This window comes from Massilia sp. Soil_C_3, from assembly GCF_057657035.1.
In genome coordinates, this window is record NZ_JBDGJG010000005.1 from 419,837 (window position 1) to 440,283 (window position 20,447).

Here is a 20,447-nt window from a genome sequence, read left to right on the forward strand (position 1 = left end):
ACAAGAAGTAAATACACAACAGCTCAGCCGAGATGTACAGGAAGGCCAGCGATACCGATCGTGTGGTCCATGGCTATTCCTTCTGACAGGTGTCGGCCGGCTGTGAATTCGAGTCTACTCACGCTGGACGGCGCATGCACCATCGGCCGGCGCCAACCATTTCTGTCAACCACATCCACTCCAGGGAGAAACCCGCATGACCATCTACACCACCAAGGAAGGCGTCGAACTCTATTACAAGGACTGGGGCAGCGGCCAGCCCATCGTGTTCTGCCACGGGTGGCCCTTGAACTCGGACAGCTGGGAATCGCAGATGATCTTCTTCGCCGACCAGGGCTACCGCTGCATCGCCCACGACCGCCGCGGCCACGGCCGCTCGAGCCAGCCATGGGATGGCAACGACATGGACCATTACGCCGACGACCTGGCCGAGCTGCTCGCCCACCTGGACGTCAAGGACGCGGTGCTGTTCGGTTTTTCGACGGGCGGCGGCGAAGTGGCGCGCTATATCGGCCGCCACGGCACCGCGCGGATCGCCAAGGCCGGCCTGATCTCGGCGGTGCCGCCGCTGATGCTCAAGACCGAGGCGAATCCCGGCGGCCTGCCGCTCGAGGTGTTCGACGGCCTGCGCGCCGCCCAGCTGGCCGACCGTTCCCAGTTCTACCTGGACGTCCCGAGCGGTCCGTTCTATGGCTTCAACCGGCCCGGCGCCAAGGTCTCTCAAGGGCTGATCCAGTCGTGGTGGCTGCAGGGCATGCTGGGCGGCCACAAGAACACCTATGACTCGATCAAGGCATTCTCGGAGACCGATTTCACCGAAGACCTGAAGAAATTCACGATCCCGACCCTGATCGTCCACGGCGACGACGACCAGATCGTGCCGATCGACGCGGCCGGGCGCGCCTCCAAACGCCTGGTCCCGCACGCGCAGCTGATCGTGTACCCGGGCGCGCCGCACGGTCTCACCGATACCCACAAGGACCAGGTCAATGCCGACCTGCTGGCCTTCGTGCGCGGCTGACCGTCCCCCCCCAAACCAGAGGACGAAGCCATGAAAGAACTGACCACCGCCGCGGGCGCACCCGTGGTCGACAACCAGAACACCATGACCGCCGGCCCGCGCGGCCCGGCCTTGCTGCAGGACGTGTGGTTCCTGGAAAAGCTGGCCCACTTCGACCGCGAAGTGATTCCCGAGCGCCGCATGCACGCCAAGGGCGGCGGCGCCCACGGCACCTTCACCGTGACCCACGACATCACGCGCTACACCAAGGCGCGCATGTTCTCCGAGATCGGCAAGAAGACCGACCTGTTCCTGCGCTTCTCGACGGTGGCCGGCGAGCGCGGCGCCGCCGATGCCGAACGCGACATCCGCGGTTTAGCGATCAAGTTCTATACCGAACAGGGTAACTGGGACCTGGTGGGCAACAACACGCCCGTTTTCTTCCTGCGCGACCCGCTCAAGTTCCCCGACCTGAACCACGCCATCAAGCGCGATCCGCGCACCGGGCTGCGCAGCGCCGACAACAACTGGGACTTCTGGTCCAGCCTTCCCGAGGCGCTGCACCAGGTGACGATCGTCATGAGCGACCGCGGCATCCCCAGGAGCTTTCGCCACATGCACGGCTTCGGCAGCCATACCTTCAGCTTCATCAGCGCCGCCAATGAGCGCTTCTGGGTCAAGTTCACCCTCAAGACGCAGCAGGGCATCGAGAACCTGAGCGACGCCGAGGCCGGCGCCCTGATCGGCCGCGACCGCGAAAGCCACCTGCGCGACCTGTACGACAGCATCGAGGCCGGCGACTTCCCGCGCTGGACCCTGTACGTGCAGATCATGCCCGAGAACGAATCGGCCACCTATCGCTATAACCCGTTCGACCTGACCAAGGTCTGGCTGCACGCCGACTACCCGCTGATCGAAGTCGGCGTGCTGGAGCTGAACCGCAACCCGGAAAACAACTTCGCCGAGGTCGAGCAGGCCGGCTTCAACCCGGCCCACATCGTGCCGGGCATCGGCTTCTCGCCCGACAAGATGCTGCAGGGGCGCCTGTTCTCGTACGGCGACGCGCTGCGCTACCGGCTGGGCGTGAACCACCACCAGATCCCGGTGAACGCGCCGCGCTGCCCGGTGCACAGCTACCACCGCGATGGCGCCATGCGGGTCGACGGCAACCGCGGCGGCACCACTTCGTACGAGCCGAACCGCCACGGCGAGTGGCAGGACCAGCCCGACTTCAGGGAGCCGCCGCTGTCGCTCGAAGGCGCCGCCGACCACTGGAACCACCGGGTCGACGCCGACTATTTTTCGCAGCCGGCCCTGCTGTTCAGGAAGATGTCGCCGGCCCAGCGCGAGGCGTTGTTCCAGAACACGGCACGGGCGATCGCCGGCGCATCAAGCGAGGTCAAGGCGCGCCACATCGCCAACTGTACGATGTGCGATCCGGCCTATGGCGACGGCGTGGCGCGCGCCATCGTGCAGGCCAGCGAAGGGACCTGAGGACGGGTGCAGCTCGGCAAGGACCGGCGCGGTGCTATAGAATCCGCATCCTCGGTGCGGATTGCACCTTACAAGTGCAGAGGTACGCCGTGTTCCCCGTTCCCGCCCTCGACATGGGCGCCGCCATGAAGACCCTGGTGCTGACGCTCGACCTGGTCGGCACCTTCGTGTTTGCCCTGAGCGGCGCCACCGCCGGCCTGCGACGCCAGCTCGACCTGTTCGGCGTGCTGGTGCTGTCCTTCGTCGCCGCCACGTCGGGCGGGATCGTGCGCGACCTGTTGATCGGGGCCACGCCGCCGGCCGCCTTCACCGACTGGCGCTATCTTGGCGTGTCGCTGCTGGCCGGAGTGGCGATCTTCTTCTGGTCGCCCGCCCTGCACCGCCTGCGCCACCCGGTGCTGGTGTTCGACGGCGCCGGCCTGGCCCTGTTCTGCGTCGCCGGCGCCCAGAAGGCGCTGGTGTTCGGCCTGGAGCCGGTGATGGCGGCGCTGCTCGGCATGTTGACCGGCATCGGCGGCGGCATCGCGCGCGACGTGCTGCTGTCGAACGTGCCGGCCGTGTTCAGGTCGGATATCTACGCCGTCGCCGCCCTGGCCGGGGCCACCGTGGTCGTGGCTGGCGACGCGCTGGGGCTGCCCAGCACCCCGACCGCGCTGGCCGGCGCCGCCCTGTGCTTCGGCCTGCGCCTGGCGGCTATCCGCTACGGCTGGCATTTGCCGACGGCGCGCGCGCCGGAACCGGCCGAGGGCGAGCAGGAAGCGGGCCGCGACGGACGCGACGGCCGTTAAAAATACTTCGAGAGGTAGAACGCGCCGGAATCGGGGAAGATCGTGACGATGCGGGCAGTGCCCAGTGTCGGCAGCAGGCGGGCGATGCCCGCCGCCACGCAGGCGCTCGAGCCGCCGGCCAGGATGCCTTCTTCGCGCGCCAGCCGGTGGATCCACGCCAGCGATTCTTCATCCGGCACCTGGACCACGTCGTCGACCACCGCCGGGTCGAACACGGGCGACGGACAGCCCTTGCCGACGCCCTCGATCGCGCTGGAGAATTCGCCGCCCGCCGGCAGGTCGGTCACCAGCTTCCTGTAGGCCGAATCCTGGGGCTCGACCCCGATCACGCGGATCGCCGGATCGCGCTCCTTCAGGTAGCGCCCGATGCCCGAGATCGTCCCTCCCGAACCGACGCCGCACACGAAGACGTCGATCTGGCCTGCCATTTGCGACCACAGTTCGGGCGCGGTGTCGCCGTAGTGCGCCTGGCTGTTGAGGGTCGAGCGGTACTGGTCGAGGTGGTGGGCGCCGCCCTGCCGGGCGATGTCGAGGGCCGTCTCCTGGTAGTCGGGGCCGCGCTCGCCGTCGCACACGCGCACCGTGGCGCCATAGGCCTCGATGCGCCTGATCTTTTCACGGCTGGTGCTGACGGGGACGGCGACCTCGCAGTCCAGGCCGAGCACGGCGCTGGCCATGGCCAGGGCCGCGCCCGTGTTGCCAGAAGACGCCTCGACCAAGCGTCCGGCATCCGGCGGCAGCTTGCGCAGCATGGCCCGCACCATGCGGTCCTTGATGCTGCCGCCGGGATTCATGAACTCCAGCTTGGCCACCACATTGGCCGTCGCAAACACGCGGCCGAGCCTGACCACCGGAGTGTTGCCGATCGCTTCCATGACAGATGACTTGATGTGGGATTGCACGCCACTTCCTTTCGAACCGGACCCGCACATGCCCTATCCGCAGAGCGGATATGCCGGCTGCATGCGAGGCACAACGAACAAGCGCCCGCACAAGGGCGGGCGCTGACGGTGCATCGTCATAACAGGATGCGCTTCGATTGTAGTGGTTAATCTACGTCAATGTCAGGATTTTTTTGCGCTAGTCCCCCTACGCCATTAAGCCGATATCAGCCCCCAGTGTGGCTTCAGGTGCGGGCGCCCAACCCTAGGCCCGGCTCCAGCTGGCCGGTGACCGACGGCTCGACCGGTTCGCGCTGGAGCACCTTGCGGTACAACACCCCGGCCAGCGCACCGCCGAGCAGGGGGGCCAGCCAGAACAGCCATAGCTGGGCCATCGCCCAGCCGCCGACGAACAGCGCCGGGCCGGTGCTGCGCGCCGGGTTGACCGAGGTGTTCGTCACCGGGATGCTAATCAGGTGCACCAGGGCCAGGGCCAGGCCGATCGCGATGCCGGCGAAGCCGACCGGCGCCCGCGTGTGGGTCGCGCCCAGCACCACCAGCACGAACATGAAGCTCATCACCAGCTCGCACACGAAGGCGGCCTCGAGCGAATAGCCGCCCGGAGAATGCGCGCCGTAGCCATTCGCCGCGAAACCGGCCTGGACGTCGAAGCCGGCCTTGCCGCTCGCGATCACATAGATCAGGGCCGCCGCCAGCACGGCGCCGGACACCTGCACCACGACATAGGGCGCCAGGTGGCGCGCCGGAAAGCGCCCGCCGGCCCACAGGCCCACCGACACGGCGGGATTGAAATGGCCGCCCGAGATCGGGCCGAGCGCATAGGCCGCCGACAGCACGGTCAGGCCGAAGGCCAGGGAAACACCGGTCAGGCCGATGCCGACCTCGGGAAAGGTGGCGGCCAGCACGGCGCTGCCGCAGCCGCCCAGCACCAGCCAGAATGTGCCGATGAACTCGGCCAGTAGTTTGTTCAACATGACGTTCTCCCCCATCGTGCCGGGCGCACGTACGGCGCGCGCCTGCGGATCGCCATCGTGCTCTGGCCGATGGCAAGTGCCTATTGGACCAAAGGGCGATGCCGGCGACTGGGGCTGGTGGCCGAACGCGGCCGCCCTCAGCCACCGTCCTTGTCGACGCCGTCGCCGGCGAACACCGCGCCCGCCTCGAGTTCCAGGGTCTCGCGCACCAGCTGGGCCAGCGATGTCGCGCCCATCTTTTCCATCACCCGGGCGCGGTGCACCTTGATCGTTTTTTCGGCGATGCCCAGGTCGAAGGCGATCTGCTTGTTCAGGCGGCCCGAGACCACATGGCGCAATACCTGCTGCTCGCGCCGGGTCAGCGTGTCGAGGTGGGCGCGGATGCGCTGCAGCTCGCGCCGCACCGCGCGCTCGTGGGCGTCGCGCGCCAGCGCATGCCGGACGGCGGCCACGAAACTGTCCGCCTCGAGCGGCTTGAGCAGGAAGTCGTCGGCCCCGGCCTTCATGGCCCGCACGCCCAGTTCGACGTCGCCGCCGCCGGCGACGAACACGATGGCGCGCTCGGCGCCGCCCTGCTGCAGTTCGCGCAGCAGCGCCAGGCCGTCCAGGTCCGGCATGCGGACATCGATCACGGCGCAGCCGGGCATCGCGGGATCGTGGGCCCGCAGGAAACCGTCGGTGCGGTCAAAGGCCGCGACGCGCAGGCCCACGGCCTGCAGCAGGCACGCCATGTCATTCAGCGCGCCGGCATTGCCATCGACAAGATAGGTCAGGGGTTCGATCGTATGCATAGGCAACTCCCGCTGCAAGCCTGCACCGGAAACCGCCGGCGCCCTCGCGCGGCGCCTGCGTCTTCCGCCGTCAATCACCATCTGCGCATCGAGCGCGGTGCAGACGATTCTAGATGCGCGTCCACGCACGCACGGGAGGACAGATGGCATATTTGATATGTCACAAACATCGGGTGCGCTAAGCCGGCCTCCTGCGAAACCAATCTTGAGTAACGCGGTCGCACAGCATCTGTCTTTCCGCGCGCCCTGGTCTTGACTGCACTTCGCCTGCAGAAATCGCCCGTCAAAAGCGGAAGCCGACACCGATATACAGGCCCTGCATCGTCGTGTCGAGTTCGATGCGCTCGCCACTGTACTTGGTCTTGAGCTGGCGGTAGCCGAGCTTGATCGAGCGGTCCGGCCGCCAGGCATAGCTGGCGCTCACCAACAACTGCCAGGCGTAATCGCTCCCAGCGCCGCTGCCGTCTTGCTCGTGAAACCGATACTCATGCCAGCCTCCGATAGTCAGGCCTTGTGATGGAGAAGGAATGCGGCGACTTGGCATACCTGCACTAAGGCAGCCCGATGAACAGGTACAGCGAAGAACGCCCGCCCTGCGCCAGCCCGGCGCCGAAGTACAGCGGGCCCAGCGGCGTCATGCCGCCCAGGTAGATCGAGGCTGCGGCCTGCCAGCCGTCGAGTCCTGTCTCAGTGTAGCGATTGCGCGCACTGCCCGCCTCGAGCGACATGCCGATGCGCAGATCGCCGCTCAGCCCCAGCGGCATGCGGCCGATGATCTTTTCCCCACGCAGGATGGCAATGCGCACATCGTCGGCCAGGATCTGATTGCGCACATAGCCGGACAGGTTCAGGAAGCCGCCGAGCGCCCCGGCCTCGGCCAGCGGCAGCCGCCCGTCCGTCGAGCCGGTGTAGAGCAGCCGGCCGTTGAGCACGTAATCGCCCCAACCGCGCGCCGCGCGCAGCTCGGTCGCCAGGCGGCTGTAGTCGCCGTGGTCATGCCGAAACCAGGCGGCGCGCGCCGACCAGCCGCGGCTGGGAAAGAAGGCACGGTCGAGCTGGTCGAAGTCCGCCACGACTTGCCAGCCACGCAGGGTCGACTCGCCGGTCGGCAAGGTCGCCGGCCCGGTCTCGACCGTGGCGTCGTATTTGCGCACCGTCCGTTCCAGGCGCAACTGGCCGACGGTGCCGGCATTCATGCCGAGTCCAAGGCTGGCGCCGCGGTTGCGCAAGCGGTATTCGGCGATGCGGCTGTCGCCCTGGTACACATTGAGCCGGTCGCGTGCCACGGCAAGCGCCGGCTGGACGAAGAAGCGCTGGCGCGCCTCGAGCGGCTGGTAGAACTGGGTGAACAGCGTGGCGCGTTCGCCGATCTGGACGCCGGACAGCCATTCGCCACCGAGCGGGTTGAGCCATTTTCGGTGATAGGCCATGCGCAGCGCGAAATCGTTCTCCTTGTTCGAGGCCTGCAGGTCAACGCCGAAGCGCAAGTAATCGGGCCCCCAGCTCTTCTCGGTGGGCGTGACCTGCAGGATGCGCCGCGCGCGGGTGCCCAGCAGCGCATAGTCGACGCTCTCGAAGTCGCCTTCGCCATACACATGGGCCAGGCCATCCTCGAGGCGAATGGTGTCGAGCGGCTGGCCGGGCACGATATCGAGGTGTTCACGCACCAGCACCGGGTTCACATGATGCAGCCCGGCGATCTCGACGCCGTCGATGGGTTCCGCCGGCTGCGGCGGGCTGCGCAGGCGGGCATTCCACGCCGCATAGTCGGCGGCCGGCAGCGCGAGGCGCGCCAACTGCGGCGCCACCGCCTCGGCCGCCGTCTTGCCCCGCGCCGCACCCTCGCGGAACTTGCCGAAATCGGCTGCCGTGATGCCCTTCAGGTCGGGCTGGATGTAGATGTCGCCAGGCCCCAGCGAGGCGCGCGAAGCCTGCGCGTTCTGCTCCGTGAGGATATTGATCATTTGAAGGGACACACTGGTCAGCGACTCGACCTGCTGCGGCTTCAGCAGCGGCGAGCCGACATCGACCGCGATGATGACGTCGGCCTGGCAGCGCTCGCGCGCCTCGCGCACCGGCAGGTTGTCGACCAGGCCGCCGTCGACCAGGTAGTGTCCCTTGTAGGGCACCGGGGCCAGCACCGCCGGCACGCTCATGCTGGCGCGCATGGCTGCCGCCAGCTCGCCGCTGCGGAACACCACCCGCTCGCCGGTGCCGATGTCGGTGGCCACGATCGACAGGGGCAGCGGCAGGCTCTCGATGGTGCGCTCGCCACGGTCGGCGCCGACCAGGGCGTTGAAGAACAGCTTGATTTTTTGCCCACCGACCAGGCCGCGCGCCATGCGCAGGCCGTCCTGGGTGACGCCGGCTTCCAGGCTCGGATAATAGCTCTGCGCCAAGCGTCGCTCGCGGTAATTGGTTTCGCTGCGGGCCGGGTCGTCGTCGAACAGGTCGTGCCAGTCGACCTTGCCCATGCGCTCGAGCATCTGCGGTGGCGAGAGCCCGCCGAGCCAGGCCCCCGCGACGAGGGAGCCCATGCTGGTGCCGGCCACGCAATGGACCGGCACCCGCAAGGCGTCGAGCACCTCCAGCACGCCGACGTGGGCGGTGCCGCGCGCCCCGCCCCCGCCCAGCACGAGGCCGATGCGCGGCCCCGGCTGCGCCGATGCCGCGGGCCAGGCCGAGATCAGGGTGAGCGCCAAAAGCAACGCCAGGCGCAGGCAGGTGCTCGCCGTCATTGTCCTCATGTCCTTTGCACTGTCGTGGCCGTCAATCGGCTTTGCGGTAGGACCAAAGGACAATAGGCTTGTTCCGTCGATTCACCCAAGATGACGATGGCCATCAGACTTTTGAGGGATCCTTCATATGAAAACTTCCATCGGCACAGTGCTTTTGGTCACGGTGCTGGCAGGCTGCCAATCGAGCCAGACCACACAACCCGGCGATGTCGGTACCGCCCAGGCCCAGCGCTCGGGCTTCCTGGGCGACTATTCCCAGCTCAAGCCGGCGCCAGACCGCGACGGCGTCGAGCTGTACATCGACCGCTCGGTCGACTACACGCGCTACACCAAGCTGCTGCTCGATCCGATCCAGGTGCTGGCCACGCCCGCCCCGGGCCAGCCGCCGCCCGCGCCCGACGCGGTCGCGCGCATGAGCGCCGACTTCCAGCAAGCGCTGCAGCGGGCGCTGGCGCCGACCTACCAGGTGGTGACCGCACCTGGTCCCGACGTGCTGCGCGTGCGCATCGCGATCACCAATCTGCAGACCGTCAAGCCGCCCACCGGCGCCAGCGACTTCCTGCCGATCAAGGCGCTGTACAACGCCGGGCGCGCGGCGGCCGGCACCTTGCCGCGGCTGGTCGAGATGACCGCCGAGATGGAAGCGCTGGCGCCGGATGGCCGGCGGGTCGTCGCCGCCACCGCTACCCGGCGCGGCGACAAGACCCTGCCGCAGGGCGAACAGATCACGTGGACCGAGCTGCAGTCGATCAGCGACTACTGGGCGGACAACTTCCGCACCCGGCTCGACGAAATGCGTGGCGGCGGGACGGCGCGCGCCAGCGCCGGCGCCGACGAATAGGAGGCCGCCATGTTCATTGCCCGCCAGCTGACCTGCGCCGCCCTGCTTGCCGCCTGGTTCTGCGCCGCCCAGGCCCAGCGCCCGGTCGCCTATCCTTCCCAGGGCCAGGGCCAGGAGCGCCAGGACCGCGATGACGGCGAATGCCAGGTCTGGGCCAGGAAGCAGACCGGCGTCGATCCGGCCACGCTGGCGGCCAATCCGCCGCCCCAGGAAACCGGGCCCGCGGTGGGCGGCGGCGAGCGGGTGCGCGGCGCCCTGCGCGGGGCGCTGGGCGGCGCGGCCATCGGCGCGATTGGCGGCGATGCCGGCGGAGGCGCGGCCGTCGGCGCCGGTGTCGGCACCCTCGCCGGTGGCCACCGCGCGCGGCAGAACCAGGCCGGCCGCAATGCGGCCAACGCCGGCGCGCAGCAGGGAGCCCTCGACGAATACAGCCGCGCCTGGCATGCCTGCATGCGCGGGCGCGGCTATACCGTCGAGTAGTAACTACACCCTCAGGATGCAGCGAAAGCCCAGGTGGCAGGTCGCCGTGTCGAGCGGATGCGGATAACGCGCCGCCGGCCGCTAGCGCCGGCAATAATTCGGCGCGCACAGGTGCGAACCGCCCTTGATGGTCTTGCGCGCGATCCTGGGAAGGCCACCGGGCTGGCCCGCCTGGTAACTGCCGTCCAGGGCGCCGCCGCGCGGATTGAGCGGCACGCAGCAGGCCTCGTGCGCCACAGCGGGATGACGGGCCCGATACCAGTCGGCCGTCCATTCCCAGACGTTGCCCGCGTTCTGGTACAGGCCATAACCGTTCGGTGCGAAGGCGCGCACCGGCATCGTGCCACCGGCAAGCGAGGGTGGCAGCCGCTGCCAGGGAAACTCGCCGTGCCAGGTATCGGCCATCGGCGCGCCGTCCATCGATGGTAGCCGCACCGCCCGTGCGGCGGCATTGGACCACAGTCCCAAGGAATGGCAGGGTTGGACGAAAGTCCAATAGCGCCGGCGTCCAGGGCGGCGGTAGGCTGTGACAGCCCGCAGCGGCTCTGCATCCAACCGCCCCCATCCACTTCCCCATGAGGTCACCATGAAGGCACAACCAGGCAACACGAGACGCTTGCTGATGCCAACCATCCTCGGCGCCGCGCTGGCGCTGGCGCTGGCCGCCTGCGCCGGCCAGCCCACCCGCGACGAGACCCAGGCCCGGGTCGACGCCGCCCAGGCCACCCTGGACAACTTCGTGCGCGATCCCGACATGGGCTGGTTCCGCGAGCACGTCGGCCACGCCAAGGCGGTCCTGATCAGTCCCGAGATCGTGCAGGCCGGCTTCATCGTGGGTGGCTCGGGCGGCTCGGCGGTCCTCATCGCGCGCAAGGGCGATGCCTGGGCCGGGCCGGCCTTCTATCGCATCGCGGCCGGCTCCATCGGGCTGCAGGCCGGCGCCCAGGCGTCCGAGATGGTGGCCCTGATCATGACCGAGAAAGGCCTCAATTCACTGCTGTCGACCACGTTCAAGCTGGGCGCCGACGTGAGCGTCGCCGCCGGCCCGGTCGGCGCCGGCACCGGGGCGCCGCTCAATGCCGACATGGTGGTGTACACGCGCTCGAAGGGCCTGTATGGTGGGCTGAACCTGGACGGAACCGTAATCTCGGTCGATGACGGCCGCAATCACGCCTATTACGGCGCAGGGGCGACGCCGGTGGACATCCTGGTGACGCGCAGCGTGATCAATCCCCACGGCCAGACGCTGGCCCGGGTCGCGTCCAGCGCGGTCGACGGCGATTCCGGCGATCAGTAGGGGCGCGCCAGCAAGCGGCGCAGCTGGGCCGCCTGGTAGGCGCCGAAGGTATCGCCGAACAGGCAGCGGATCAAGGGGTCGTCGACCAGCTCGGCCTCTTGCAGCGCGCGCTCGGTCCCGGCATCGAAGACGACGCCGTTGATGCGCACGTACATCGAGGTCAGCGATTCTCCGTGCGCCAGCGCCGCATGCAGCTTGGCGGCCGGCACCTCGGTGGTCCAGCCGAGCGCGCCGGCATCGGCATCCAGCAGGACCGCGCGCTCGCCGTCGAGGCGGTAGCGATAGTCGCGCGCCTCACCCGTGTGGTCGAACACCGACAGGCGCCAGATGCGCGGCCGCTCGAAATAGTCCGAGCCCGCCTCAGTCGCGCCGTAGCGTTCGGCCAGCCCGCGCAGGCAGTAATCCGCCACGCGCGCCTGTTCCTGCGGCGTCAGCGGCGCGAACCGGCGGGAGATTTCGCCAGTCGACGGCGGCGCCGCATTGCCTTCATAGACGTAGTCGACGTCCTGCGCGCCGACCGGGATCACCCAGGGCAATGGCGGCGCCGGATGCAGGCCGCCGGCATCGAGCCGGCGCGAGACGGACGGGTCGAGCCGCACGACCCGGGAGGCCGGCAGGGCCGCCCCCGCCTCTTGCGCGAAGCGCGCGTACGAGATCGGGAAGAAGGCGCGGTTATACCAGGACCACGGCTCCTGCTGAAACTGGCAGGAGCTCGGCACGATGTAGCGCGGCGCCAGCGCGCGCAGCTGGTCTATCCATTCTTCCGGCAGGCCGGGCGGCGCCGCGGTGTGGCGCGACGGCGCCAGCACCTCGAGCTCGCGCATGGTCTGGAACGGCCACAGCACCATGTCCCACGGCCCCTGCGCGACCAGCTTGGCCAGCGTGTCGTCGTCGATCCACGAGTCGACCACGTTCAGCACGTTCATGCCGGCCGCGCGCACCTGGAACATCGAATCGACGTCTATATCCATCGCCTCGCGCGGGATGACCGTGAATGGCCCCACCTCGACCGCCTGGTCCAGCGCAAGCGCGTGGACCTTCGTGAATCCCAGCTGGCGCAGCATGTCGAACAGCGCCTCGAACTGGCAATACAGGTAGATTGGCGTGGCGCGCTCCAGCATGTCCAGGCTGTCGAGCGAGCAGTGGTCGTCGTGGAAGTGAGAGATGAAGACGGCGTCGAAGCGCTGGCGCCGGATGGCATCCAGGTCGAAGCGCACGTCGGGGAAGGCGTGGCAGTTGCGGCTGAAGGGATTCTCGAAGATGGTATCGAAGGCGATACGGCTGACCCCGCACTCGAAGACATACCCCGCATGCAGGATCCTCGATATCGTCAGCTCCGCCGTGAATTCCTCCCTGTACTCCTCCCTGTACTCCTCCATGTACTGCGCCCTCCCCGTGAAAGGCGGCATTCTACACGGCGGCCGCCTGCCGCCGCCCGTCTGCCTGTAGAATCGCGTCTTTGCCCGGCCGCATCCCATGTCGACATCGCACTCCCAGCAGACTCACTCGGAACTGATCCTCGGACTCGACGACCGTCCGCCCCCGCCGCTCGGCATGCTGGCCGCCCTGCAGCACCTGCTGGCCATCATCGTCCCCATCGTCACGCCGGGCCTGCTGATCTGCCAGGCGCTGGGCGTGTCCAGCCGCGACACCAACCTGATCGTCTCGATGTCGCTGGTCGTCTCCGGCATCGCCACCTTCGTGCAATGCCGCCGCTTCGGCCCGTTCGGCGCGGGCCTCCTGATCGTGCAGGGCACCAGCTTCAACTTCGTCGGGCCGCTGATCGCCGGCGGCGCCCTGATGGTCAAGCAGGGAACGCCGGTGGAGGCGGTGATGGCGGCGATCTTCGGCGTCGTGGTGGCCGGCTCCTTCATCGAGATGGGCGTCTCGCGCGTGCTGCCCTTCGTCAAGCGCCTGATCACGCCGCTGGTCACGGGCATCGTGGTCTTGATGATCGGCCTCACCCTGATCAAGGTCGGCCTGATCAGCATGGGCGGCGGCTACGCGGCCATGGCCAATGGCAGCTTCGCCAACGGCGAGAACCTGCTGCTTTCCGGCGTGGTGCTGGCCATCATCGTGATCCTGAACCGGGTGCCGGTGGTGTGGATGCGCAGCGCCGCCATCGTCATCGCGCTGGCCGTCGGTTATGCGCTGGCGGGCTGGATGGGGCGCCTGGACTTTACCGGCATGCACGAGGCGCCGCTGTTCCAGGTGCCCACACCCCTGCACTTCGGCCTGGGCTTCTCGTGGTCGCTGTTCATTCCGATGATCGTGATCTACCTGGTCACCTCGCTGGAGGCGATCGGCGACGTGACGGCCACCAGCAAGGTCTCGCGCCAGCCGGTCGAGGGGCCGCTCTGGATGCAGCGCATCAAGGGCGGGGTGCTGGTCAACGGCGCCAACTCCCTGCTGGCCGGCATCTTCAACACCTTCCCCAGCTCGATCTTCGCCCAGAACAACGGCGTGATCCAGCTGACCGGCATCGCCAGCCGCCACGTCGGCATGTGGATCGCCCTGTTCCTGGTAATCCTGGGCCTGTTTCCTGCCGTCGCCGGCGTGATCCAGGCGGTGCCGGAACCGGTGCTGGGCGGCGCCGCCATGGTCATGTTCGGCGCCGTCGCCGCGGCCGGCATCAATATCCTGGCCAGCGTCACGCTCGACCGCCGCGCCCTGCTGGTGATCGCGGTGTCGCTGGCGCTGGGCCTGGGCGTGTCCCAGGTGCCCGAATTCCTGGCCCATATGCCGGCCGCTGTGCGCAACGTGCTCGAATCGGGCGTCGCCACCGGCGGCCTGTGCGCGCTGCTGCTGAACTGGTTCCTGCCCGAACAGGCGGCGGGCCCGAAAGAATCGCAATGAACTGGAAGCGGCTGGCCAGGGGCGTGTCGGCGCTGCCGGTCGTGGCGGTGACGGCGTGGGGCGCACTGGCGCTGTGGTTCCAGCTGGCGCCGGCGCTTGCGCTGGCCATCGGCGGCGCCTGGACCCTGCTCGGCCTGGCCGTGGCGACGGTCCTGGCGCGCGCGCCTGCCTGGCGGTACGAACGCAGGCTGCTGCTGGCCGGCGCGCTGGCAGCGCTCGCGATGCTGGCTTGGTGGCAGTCGCTCACGCCGTCGCACGATCGGCCGTGGGCCGACGACGTCGCGCGCCTGCTGGAATCGACGGTCGACGGCGACCGCGTGGAACTGCGCAATGTGCGCGCCTTCGAGTGGCGCACCGAGACCGACTACACGCCGCGCTGGGAGACCCGGCGCTACGACCTGTCGCGGCTCGAATCGGCCGACCTGATCCTGTCCTATTGGATGGGACCGCACATCGCCCACACGCTGGTGTCGTTCGGCTTCAGCGACGGGCAAAGACTGGTGTTGTCGCTCGAGATTCGCAAGGAACGCAACGAGACCTTCTCGGCGGCCGGCGGATTCTTCCGCAAGTTCGAGCAGGTAGTCATCGCGTCCGACGAGCGCGACCTGATCCGCACCCGCAGCAATGTGCGCGGCGAGCAAGTCTATCTGTACCGGCTGCACTCCACGCAGCCGCAGTTGCGCGCGGTGCTGCTGGACTACCTGGCGCGCGCCGAGCGGCTGCGGCGCGAGCCCGAGTTCTACAATACCCTGACCAGCAACTGCACCACCATCCTGTTCGAACTGGCGCGCCAGATCGATCCCGCCCTGCCGCTCGACTACCGCCTGCTGGCGTCGGGGCACTTCGCCGAATATGCCTATGACCAGGGCGCGCTCACCTCGGGCCTGCCCTACGCGGTCTTGCGCGAGCGTGGCCACATCAATGCGCGCGCGCTCGCATCCGATGCCGGCACGCCCGACTTTTCGCAGGCGATCCGGGCCGGCGTGCCGGGCATCGCCGCGCCCACTGTCCCCAATCAACTGTTGAAGATCAATAGGCCCTGATCCCTCCTCGATAGAATCGACTCAGGTTCGATTTGCTCCTGCAACGCTGCCAGGAATCGATAAGGAAACGCAATGGTATCGGGTCGACATCCGCCGTGGCAACGCCTGCCTGGACCGGCAGCCCAGGACGGCGCCTTCGCCATCATGTTCGTGCCGCTGCTGGTGCTGCTGGTGGCCTTTGCCGGCCTGGCCATGGACATGGGCATGGTCTACAACCGCAAGGTCGAGCTGAGCGGCATGGCGAAGGCCGCCGCGCTGGCCGCCGCCAAGGAGCTCAACGGGAAAAGCAGCGGCATCACCGCGGCCAGGCCCCAGGCGCGCGAAGCCGCTGAGCGCTTCACCTACCGCTACGGCGCCACCATCGCATGGGATGAAGCCGCCCTCAGCTTCGGCACCACCCCGGCGCGCGGCGGCGCCTGGGTCAGCGCGGACGGCGTCGGCGACGCCGCCGGCTACTTCTATGCGAAGGTGAATACCGCCGCGCTCGGCGCGGTGAGCGCCAGCATCAGCACGGTTTTCATGCGCGTCGTCTCGAGCAGCCTGGCCACGGTGGAAGTGGCCGACGTCGCGGTCGCCGGCCGCGCCGGCATCCAGGCCGCGCCGCTCGCCATCTGCGCGATGTCGGAAACCGCGGCCAGCGAACGCGCCAATTCCGACCTGAGCAATCACGAACTGGTCGAGTACGGCTTCCGGCGCGGCATCAGCTACGACCTGATGCAGCTCAACCCGCGCGGCACCACGGCGGCGCGCTACATGATCAATCCGGTCATCCCGCCGGGCATGGCCAGCACCTCGTTCAATTCTGGCATCCTGGGGCCTTTCGTGTGCGCCGGCTCCCTCTGGATGCCGCGCCTGACCGGCGGCCCGATCCGGGTATCGTCGCTGCAGCAGACGGCGCCGCTGGCCGGGCTGGCCACCCAGCTCAACGCGCGCTTCGATGACTATAGCCAGGACCTGTGCTTTCCCGCCGGCGCTCCCCCCGACACCAATATCCGGGCCTACACCTACGACACCGCTGGCGGTGCGCCGTGGATGACCCCGGCCACCGGCCTTCGCGCCGCCATGACCACCATCGAACGCGGCCGGCTCGAGACCGTAGCCGACATTCCCTACCCCGGCAGCGGACTGGCCACCGTCACCGCCAGCTCGTTCGGGCCGCTGTGGTCGTATGCCAAGGCGGTCCGGTTCTCGTCCTACAGCGCGGGCGTTCCCGAGCCGTCCGGCGGCTACACGACGTTCGCCACCGCCGACTGGCCCAAGCTGTACCGGACCGGCATCGCCGCCAACAGATATCCCGGCACCGGCCAGTACACGCCCTACAATCCGCAAAACACCATGGACCCGCCCACGGTGGCGGCGCCGTCGACCCTCCGCCGGCACTACGCATCGCCGCTGCGGCGGGTGCTGTACGTGCCTTTGCTGTCGTGTGCAGGCGCCGCGCCGTCGGGCGCCAATGTCGCGGCCACCGTCCTCGCGGTCGGGAAGTTCTTCATGACGGTGCCCGCCACCGGCGATGCCCTCATTGCCGAGTTCGCCGGCACGGCATCCGAGCAGGCGATCCCCGGCGCAGTGGAGCTCTATCCATGAACCTGAACCTGCCCTGGCGCCGGTCCGCCATCGGCCACCGGCAGCGCGGCGCGGCGGCCGTCGAATTCGCCCTCCTGCTGCCATGCCTGGCGATCGTACTGGCGCCCCTGATCTTTTGCGCGCGCTTCATGTGGCACTACACCGTCGCGCACAAGGCGGCGCAGGACGCGGCGCGCTACATGGCCACGGTGCCGGCCGTCGAAATGCGCTCGCCGACCCTTGCCGTCCAGGCCAAGGAGGTGGCGATCGAGATCGCGCGACGCGAGCTGGGCGACCTGGCGCCGGGCGAAGATCTGCGCGACGCCGACGTGCTGTGCGATACCAACAACTGCGGGGTTCGGACCGGCACGGTGCCGCGTACCGTCAAGGTCACGCTGGTGTTCCATATGCACGACCCCATCTTCAACACCTACCTCGGTCCGTGGGGCCTGCCGATCGAGGTCGACGTGGTGGCGCCCTATGTCGGCAAATAATCCGCACAGGTCGCGCGGGCAGCGCCGCCAGCGCGGCACCGCCGCGGTCGAGTTCGCGCTGCTCGCGGCGCTGTTCTTCCTGGTCGTGTTCGGGATCATCGAAGTGGCGCGCATGCTGTACGTCTACGGCACCTTGCAGGAAGTGACGCGCCGCGCCGCCTCCAGCGCGGCGCACGTGTACCCGACCGACAGCGCCGGCATCGCCCGGCTCAAGTACGCCGCGCTGTTTCGCAGCGGCCCGGGCGAACTCGCGCTGGCGCCGCCGGTGTCGGACGCCCACCTGCAGATCGACTACCTGGCCCTGACCCGCGACCCCGACGACGGTGAACTGAGCCTGGCGCCGGTCGCGTCGGGCTCGATCCCGAATTCCGCAGCGCGCAACCGGCAGGTGTGCATGGCCAATCCGAATGCCGCGAACTGCATCCGCTTCGTCCAGGTGCGCATCTGCGGCACGGGCGACGACGGCGACGGCGCATGTCCGCTGGTGCGCTCGCGCATGATGCTGCCGCTGATCGACCTGCGCGTGCCGCTGCACAGGGCGACCACGATCGTGCCGGTGGAGTCGTTCGGCTACCAGGCCGGCGAATCCCCCTGCCCCTGCCCTTGAACGGTCAGCGCGACTGCAGGGCCGCGATCCGCTCTTCGATCGGCGGGTGGCTGGAGAACAGCGCCATCGCGCCGCCCTTGCCCGAGATGCCGAATGCGCTCATATTCTTCGGCAGCTCGCCTTCGGCCATGCCGCCCAGGCGGCGCAGGGCCGCGATCATCGGCTGCGGCTGGCCCATGATGTTGGCGGCGCCGCGGTCGGCGCGGAACTCGCGCTGGCGCGAGAACCAGGCCACGATGATGCTGGCCAGGATGCCGAACACGATCTCGCACACGATGACGGTGACCATGTAGCCGATGCCGGGGCCGCTGTTTTCCTGGTCGTTCTTGCGCAACATGCCGTCCACGAAGTAGCCGACGATGCGCGCCAGGAAGATCACGAAGGTGTTGACCACACCCTGGATCAGGGTCAGCGTGACCATGTCGCCGTTGGCGATGTGGGCCACCTCGTGGGCCAGCACGGCTTCGACTTCCTGCTCGGTCATCGACTGCAGCAGGCCGGTCGATACCGCGACCAGCGACGAGTTCCTGGTGGCGCCGGTCGCGAAGGCATTGGGTTCGCCCTCGTAGATCGCCACTTCGGGCATGCCGATGCCGGCGCGCTGGGCCTGGGCCGCCACGGTGTTGAGCAGCCACTGCTCGGTCGAGTTGGACGGCTGGGTGATCACGCGGGCGCGGGTACTCCATTTGGCGATCGGCTTCGACAGCAGCAGCGAGATGAAGGCGCCGCCAAAGCCCATCAGGCCGGCGAACATCAGCAGCCTGGTGAGATCCAGGCCGTTCGAGGTGAGGAAGCGGTTCACGCCCAAGAGGCTGGCGGTGATGCCCAGCACCAGCATGATGCCCAGGTTAGTCGCGACAAACAAAAGAGTACGTTTCATGATGTCCTTCTTGGTACGGTTGCGGTAAAAAAATGGGGTCAGGCGGCCTGTTCGGCATCGTCGGCCACGATGCGCTGGACCAGCACCTTGGCGATGCGGCGCTCCTCCACGCTCAGGATGCGGTAGCGCAGGCCGTCGATCTCGATCTCCTGGCCCGGCTCAGGCATGCTCCCGAAGCGCGCCAGCAGGAAGCCGGCCAGCGAGGTGTAGTCATCGTCGATGCTCACCAGGCCCTCGGTCTCCAGCACCTGCTCCAGCTGGTGCAGGTCGGCCGTGCCGATCACTTCCCACTCGCCGGGGCCCCTGGGCTGGATCGCCAACTGCTCGTCCTCGTCGGGGAATTCACCGGCGATCGCCTCCAGGATGTCGACCGGGGTCAAGAGGCCCTGGACGATGCCGAATTCGTCGGTCACCAGTACCAGCTGTCCGTGGGCGCGCTTGAGTGTGTCCATGGCCTTGAGCACGCCGGCGGTATCGGGCAGCAGGATTGGCTTCCTGATTGGACCATTGGGGCCATTGCCGTCGACGATGCCGTCGTCGATGCGCCCCTGCAGCACCAGCTGGCTGATCAGGTCCTTGGTGCGGGCGATGCCGACCAGCTTGTCGAGCTGGCCGCGGCCCACCGGCATCCGGCTGTGCGGCGACTCCTGCAGCTGGCGCAGGATCTCGTCGGCTTCGTCGTCGAGATTCACCCACGACATTTCGGAGCGCGGCGTCATGATCGAGCGGATCGAGCGGTCGGCCAGGGTCAGCACGCCGCTGACCATATTGCGTTCCTCGACGCCGAAGGCCTGCGTCTCTTCAACTTGCTCGTCGTGGGCGTCCGGCTCGGCATCCTGGCGGCGCTTGCCGCCCATCAGGCGCAGCACGGTGTCGGCGGTGCGGTCGCGCAGCGGAAGGCGCTCCTCGTTCTTGAGGAAGTTACGGCGCGCGAACTGGTTCAGGGCTTCGATCAGGATCGAGAAGCCGATCGCCGCGTACAGATAGCCTTTCGGGATATGGAAGCCCAGGCCCTCGGCCACCAGCGACAGACCGATCATCAAGAGGAAGGAGAGGCACAGCACGACCACGGTCGGGTGGGCGTTGACGAAGCGGGTCAGCGGCTTGGAGGCCAGGATCATGACGCCGATCGAGATGATCACGGCCGCCATCATGACGCCCAGTTCGTCGACCATGCCGACCGCGGTGATCACGGCGTCGAGCGAAAACACGGCGTCCAGCACCACGATCTGCACGATCACGGCGCCGAAGCTGGCATACACCCTCGATTGGGTCTGGACGTGGGTCACGCCTTCCAGGCGTTCGTGCAGCTCGACGGTGGCCTTGAACAGCAGGAACACGCCGCCCAGCAGCAGGATCAGGTCGCGCCCGGAGGGCGACCACGGCCCCAGCGCGAACAGCGGCGTGGTGAGCGTCACCAGCCAGGACACGATGGTCAGCAGGCCCAGGCGCATCAGCATGGCCAGGGTCAGGCCGATCAGGCGCGCCTTGTCGCGCTGGTGCGGCGGCAGCTTGTCGGCCAGGATCGCGATGAAGATCAGGTTGTCGATGCCCAGGACGATTTCCAGGACAACGAGTGTGAGCAGACCCGCCCAGATTGCCGGGTCGAATAGCCATTCCATGGTATTACCTCGTTATTTTGCTAAATGTGTGTCGCGGCCGCGATCGCGGGCACGGCGGCGCAGTCCGGTGACGT

20 protein-coding genes are annotated in these 20,447 nt (G+C 68.1%); 11 read left to right on the forward strand and 9 right to left on the reverse strand.

What is annotated here, in order from left to right; translation table 11 throughout:
* Positions 1-106 precede the first annotated feature (106 nt).
* From AC3A6F_RS12485 to AC3A6F_RS12495, 3 genes are all read left to right on the forward strand, one after another.
* On the forward strand, positions 107-1,021 hold the full coding sequence (locus tag AC3A6F_RS12485; RefSeq protein WP_487681300.1) for an alpha/beta fold hydrolase: 915 nt from the start codon (positions 107-109) through the stop codon (positions 1,019-1,021).
* Between the two features lie 30 nt (positions 1,022-1,051).
* Positions 1,052-2,494, forward strand: a complete 1,443-nt coding sequence (locus tag AC3A6F_RS12490; protein WP_487681120.1) for a catalase — start codon at positions 1,052-1,054, stop codon at positions 2,492-2,494.
* Positions 2,495-2,583: 89 nt separating this feature from the next.
* A complete protein-coding gene (locus AC3A6F_RS12495; RefSeq protein ID WP_487681122.1) occupies positions 2,584-3,282 on the forward strand; it encodes a trimeric intracellular cation channel family protein in 699 nt (232 codons plus the stop codon).
* On the opposite strand, the gene AC3A6F_RS12500 is transcribed toward AC3A6F_RS12495, so the two are convergent.
* The 5 genes from AC3A6F_RS12500 to AC3A6F_RS12520 all read right to left on the reverse strand — a co-directional run bounded on the left by AC3A6F_RS12500 (position 3,279) and on the right by AC3A6F_RS12520 (position 8,687).
* Positions 3,279-4,184 (reverse strand): PLP-dependent cysteine synthase family protein, encoded by a 906-nt coding sequence (locus tag AC3A6F_RS12500; protein WP_487681124.1) that lies wholly within the window; start codon positions 4,182-4,184, stop codon positions 3,279-3,281. The genes AC3A6F_RS12495 and AC3A6F_RS12500 overlap by 4 nt on opposite strands.
* Positions 4,185-4,408: 224 nt before the next feature.
* Entirely contained in the window at positions 4,409-5,158 is a 750-nt protein-coding gene (gene aqpZ / locus AC3A6F_RS12505; RefSeq protein ID WP_487681126.1) for an aquaporin Z, read from the reverse strand.
* Positions 5,159-5,295: 137 nt separating this feature from the next.
* The gene (locus AC3A6F_RS12510; RefSeq protein ID WP_487681127.1) at positions 5,296-5,949 is read right to left on the reverse strand and encodes a response regulator transcription factor; all 654 of its coding nucleotides are present in this window, start codon (positions 5,947-5,949) and stop codon (positions 5,296-5,298) included.
* A gap of 283 nt (positions 5,950-6,232) precedes the next feature.
* Positions 6,233-6,373 carry a hypothetical protein gene (locus tag AC3A6F_RS12515; protein WP_487681128.1) on the reverse strand — a complete coding sequence of 47 codons (141 nt, stop codon included), beginning with the start codon at positions 6,371-6,373 and terminating at the stop codon, positions 6,233-6,235.
* A 127-nt stretch (positions 6,374-6,500) separates the two neighbouring features.
* The gene (locus AC3A6F_RS12520) at positions 6,501-8,687 is read right to left on the reverse strand and encodes a patatin-like phospholipase family protein (protein WP_487681130.1); all 2,187 of its coding nucleotides are present in this window, start codon (positions 8,685-8,687) and stop codon (positions 6,501-6,503) included.
* 127 nt (positions 8,688-8,814) lie between these two features.
* On the opposite strand from AC3A6F_RS12520, the gene AC3A6F_RS12525 reads away from it, so the two are divergent.
* Positions 8,815-9,528 (forward strand): DUF3313 domain-containing protein, encoded by a 714-nt coding sequence (locus tag AC3A6F_RS12525; protein ID WP_487681132.1) that lies wholly within the window; start codon positions 8,815-8,817, stop codon positions 9,526-9,528.
* A 9-nt stretch (positions 9,529-9,537) separates the two neighbouring features.
* Complete coding sequence (locus tag AC3A6F_RS12530) at positions 9,538-10,008, forward strand: hypothetical protein (RefSeq protein WP_487681134.1); 471 nt, start codon at positions 9,538-9,540, stop codon at positions 10,006-10,008.
* Between the two features lie 81 nt (positions 10,009-10,089).
* On the opposite strand, the gene AC3A6F_RS12535 is transcribed toward AC3A6F_RS12530, so the two are convergent.
* Positions 10,090-10,476: a formylglycine-generating enzyme family protein gene (locus tag AC3A6F_RS12535; protein ID WP_487681136.1), complete on the reverse strand. Its 387-nt coding sequence runs from the start codon at positions 10,474-10,476 to the stop codon at positions 10,090-10,092.
* 154 nt (positions 10,477-10,630) lie between these two features.
* On the opposite strand from AC3A6F_RS12535, the gene AC3A6F_RS12540 reads away from it, so the two are divergent.
* On the forward strand, positions 10,631-11,305 hold the full coding sequence (locus AC3A6F_RS12540) for a lipid-binding SYLF domain-containing protein (RefSeq protein WP_487681138.1): 675 nt from the start codon (positions 10,631-10,633) through the stop codon (positions 11,303-11,305).
* Here AC3A6F_RS12540 and AC3A6F_RS12545 read toward each other — a convergent pair.
* Positions 11,299-12,684, reverse strand: coding sequence for an MBL fold metallo-hydrolase (locus tag AC3A6F_RS12545; protein ID WP_487681140.1), 1,386 nt, complete (start codon positions 12,682-12,684; stop codon positions 11,299-11,301). The genes AC3A6F_RS12540 and AC3A6F_RS12545 overlap by 7 nt on opposite strands.
* Positions 12,685-12,781: 97 nt before the next feature.
* On the opposite strand from AC3A6F_RS12545, the gene AC3A6F_RS12550 reads away from it, so the two are divergent.
* The 5 genes from AC3A6F_RS12550 to AC3A6F_RS12570 all read left to right on the forward strand — a co-directional run bounded on the left by AC3A6F_RS12550 (position 12,782) and on the right by AC3A6F_RS12570 (position 17,871).
* A complete protein-coding gene (locus tag AC3A6F_RS12550; RefSeq protein WP_487681142.1) occupies positions 12,782-14,161 on the forward strand; it encodes a nucleobase:cation symporter-2 family protein in 1,380 nt (459 codons plus the stop codon).
* Positions 14,158-15,204 carry an Lnb N-terminal periplasmic domain-containing protein gene (locus tag AC3A6F_RS12555; RefSeq protein WP_487681144.1) on the forward strand — a complete coding sequence of 349 codons (1,047 nt, stop codon included), beginning with the start codon at positions 14,158-14,160 and terminating at the stop codon, positions 15,202-15,204. The genes AC3A6F_RS12550 and AC3A6F_RS12555 overlap by 4 nt, the downstream gene beginning before the upstream one ends.
* A 72-nt stretch (positions 15,205-15,276) precedes the next feature.
* Positions 15,277-16,791: a pilus assembly protein TadG-related protein gene (locus AC3A6F_RS12560; protein ID WP_487681146.1), complete on the forward strand. Its 1,515-nt coding sequence runs from the start codon at positions 15,277-15,279 to the stop codon at positions 16,789-16,791.
* Positions 16,788-17,264, forward strand: a complete 477-nt coding sequence (locus tag AC3A6F_RS12565; RefSeq protein WP_487681147.1) for a TadE family protein — start codon at positions 16,788-16,790, stop codon at positions 17,262-17,264. The genes AC3A6F_RS12560 and AC3A6F_RS12565 overlap by 4 nt, the downstream gene beginning before the upstream one ends.
* Positions 17,251-17,871 carry a TadE/TadG family type IV pilus assembly protein gene (locus AC3A6F_RS12570; protein WP_487681149.1) on the forward strand — a complete coding sequence of 207 codons (621 nt, stop codon included), beginning with the start codon at positions 17,251-17,253 and terminating at the stop codon, positions 17,869-17,871. Before AC3A6F_RS12565 ends, AC3A6F_RS12570 begins: the two co-directional genes overlap by 14 nt.
* A gap of 4 nt (positions 17,872-17,875) precedes the next feature.
* Here the strand turns inward: AC3A6F_RS12570 and htpX are convergent, their stop codons facing one another.
* Together htpX and AC3A6F_RS12580 are read right to left on the reverse strand one after the other, a co-directional pair.
* Positions 17,876-18,751 carry a protease HtpX gene (gene htpX, locus AC3A6F_RS12575; protein ID WP_487681151.1) on the reverse strand — a complete coding sequence of 292 codons (876 nt, stop codon included), beginning with the start codon at positions 18,749-18,751 and terminating at the stop codon, positions 17,876-17,878.
* A gap of 38 nt (positions 18,752-18,789) precedes the next feature.
* Positions 18,790-20,373 carry a TerC family protein gene (locus tag AC3A6F_RS12580; RefSeq protein ID WP_487681152.1) on the reverse strand — a complete coding sequence of 528 codons (1,584 nt, stop codon included), beginning with the start codon at positions 20,371-20,373 and terminating at the stop codon, positions 18,790-18,792.
* Positions 20,374-20,447: the final 74 nt, after the last annotated feature.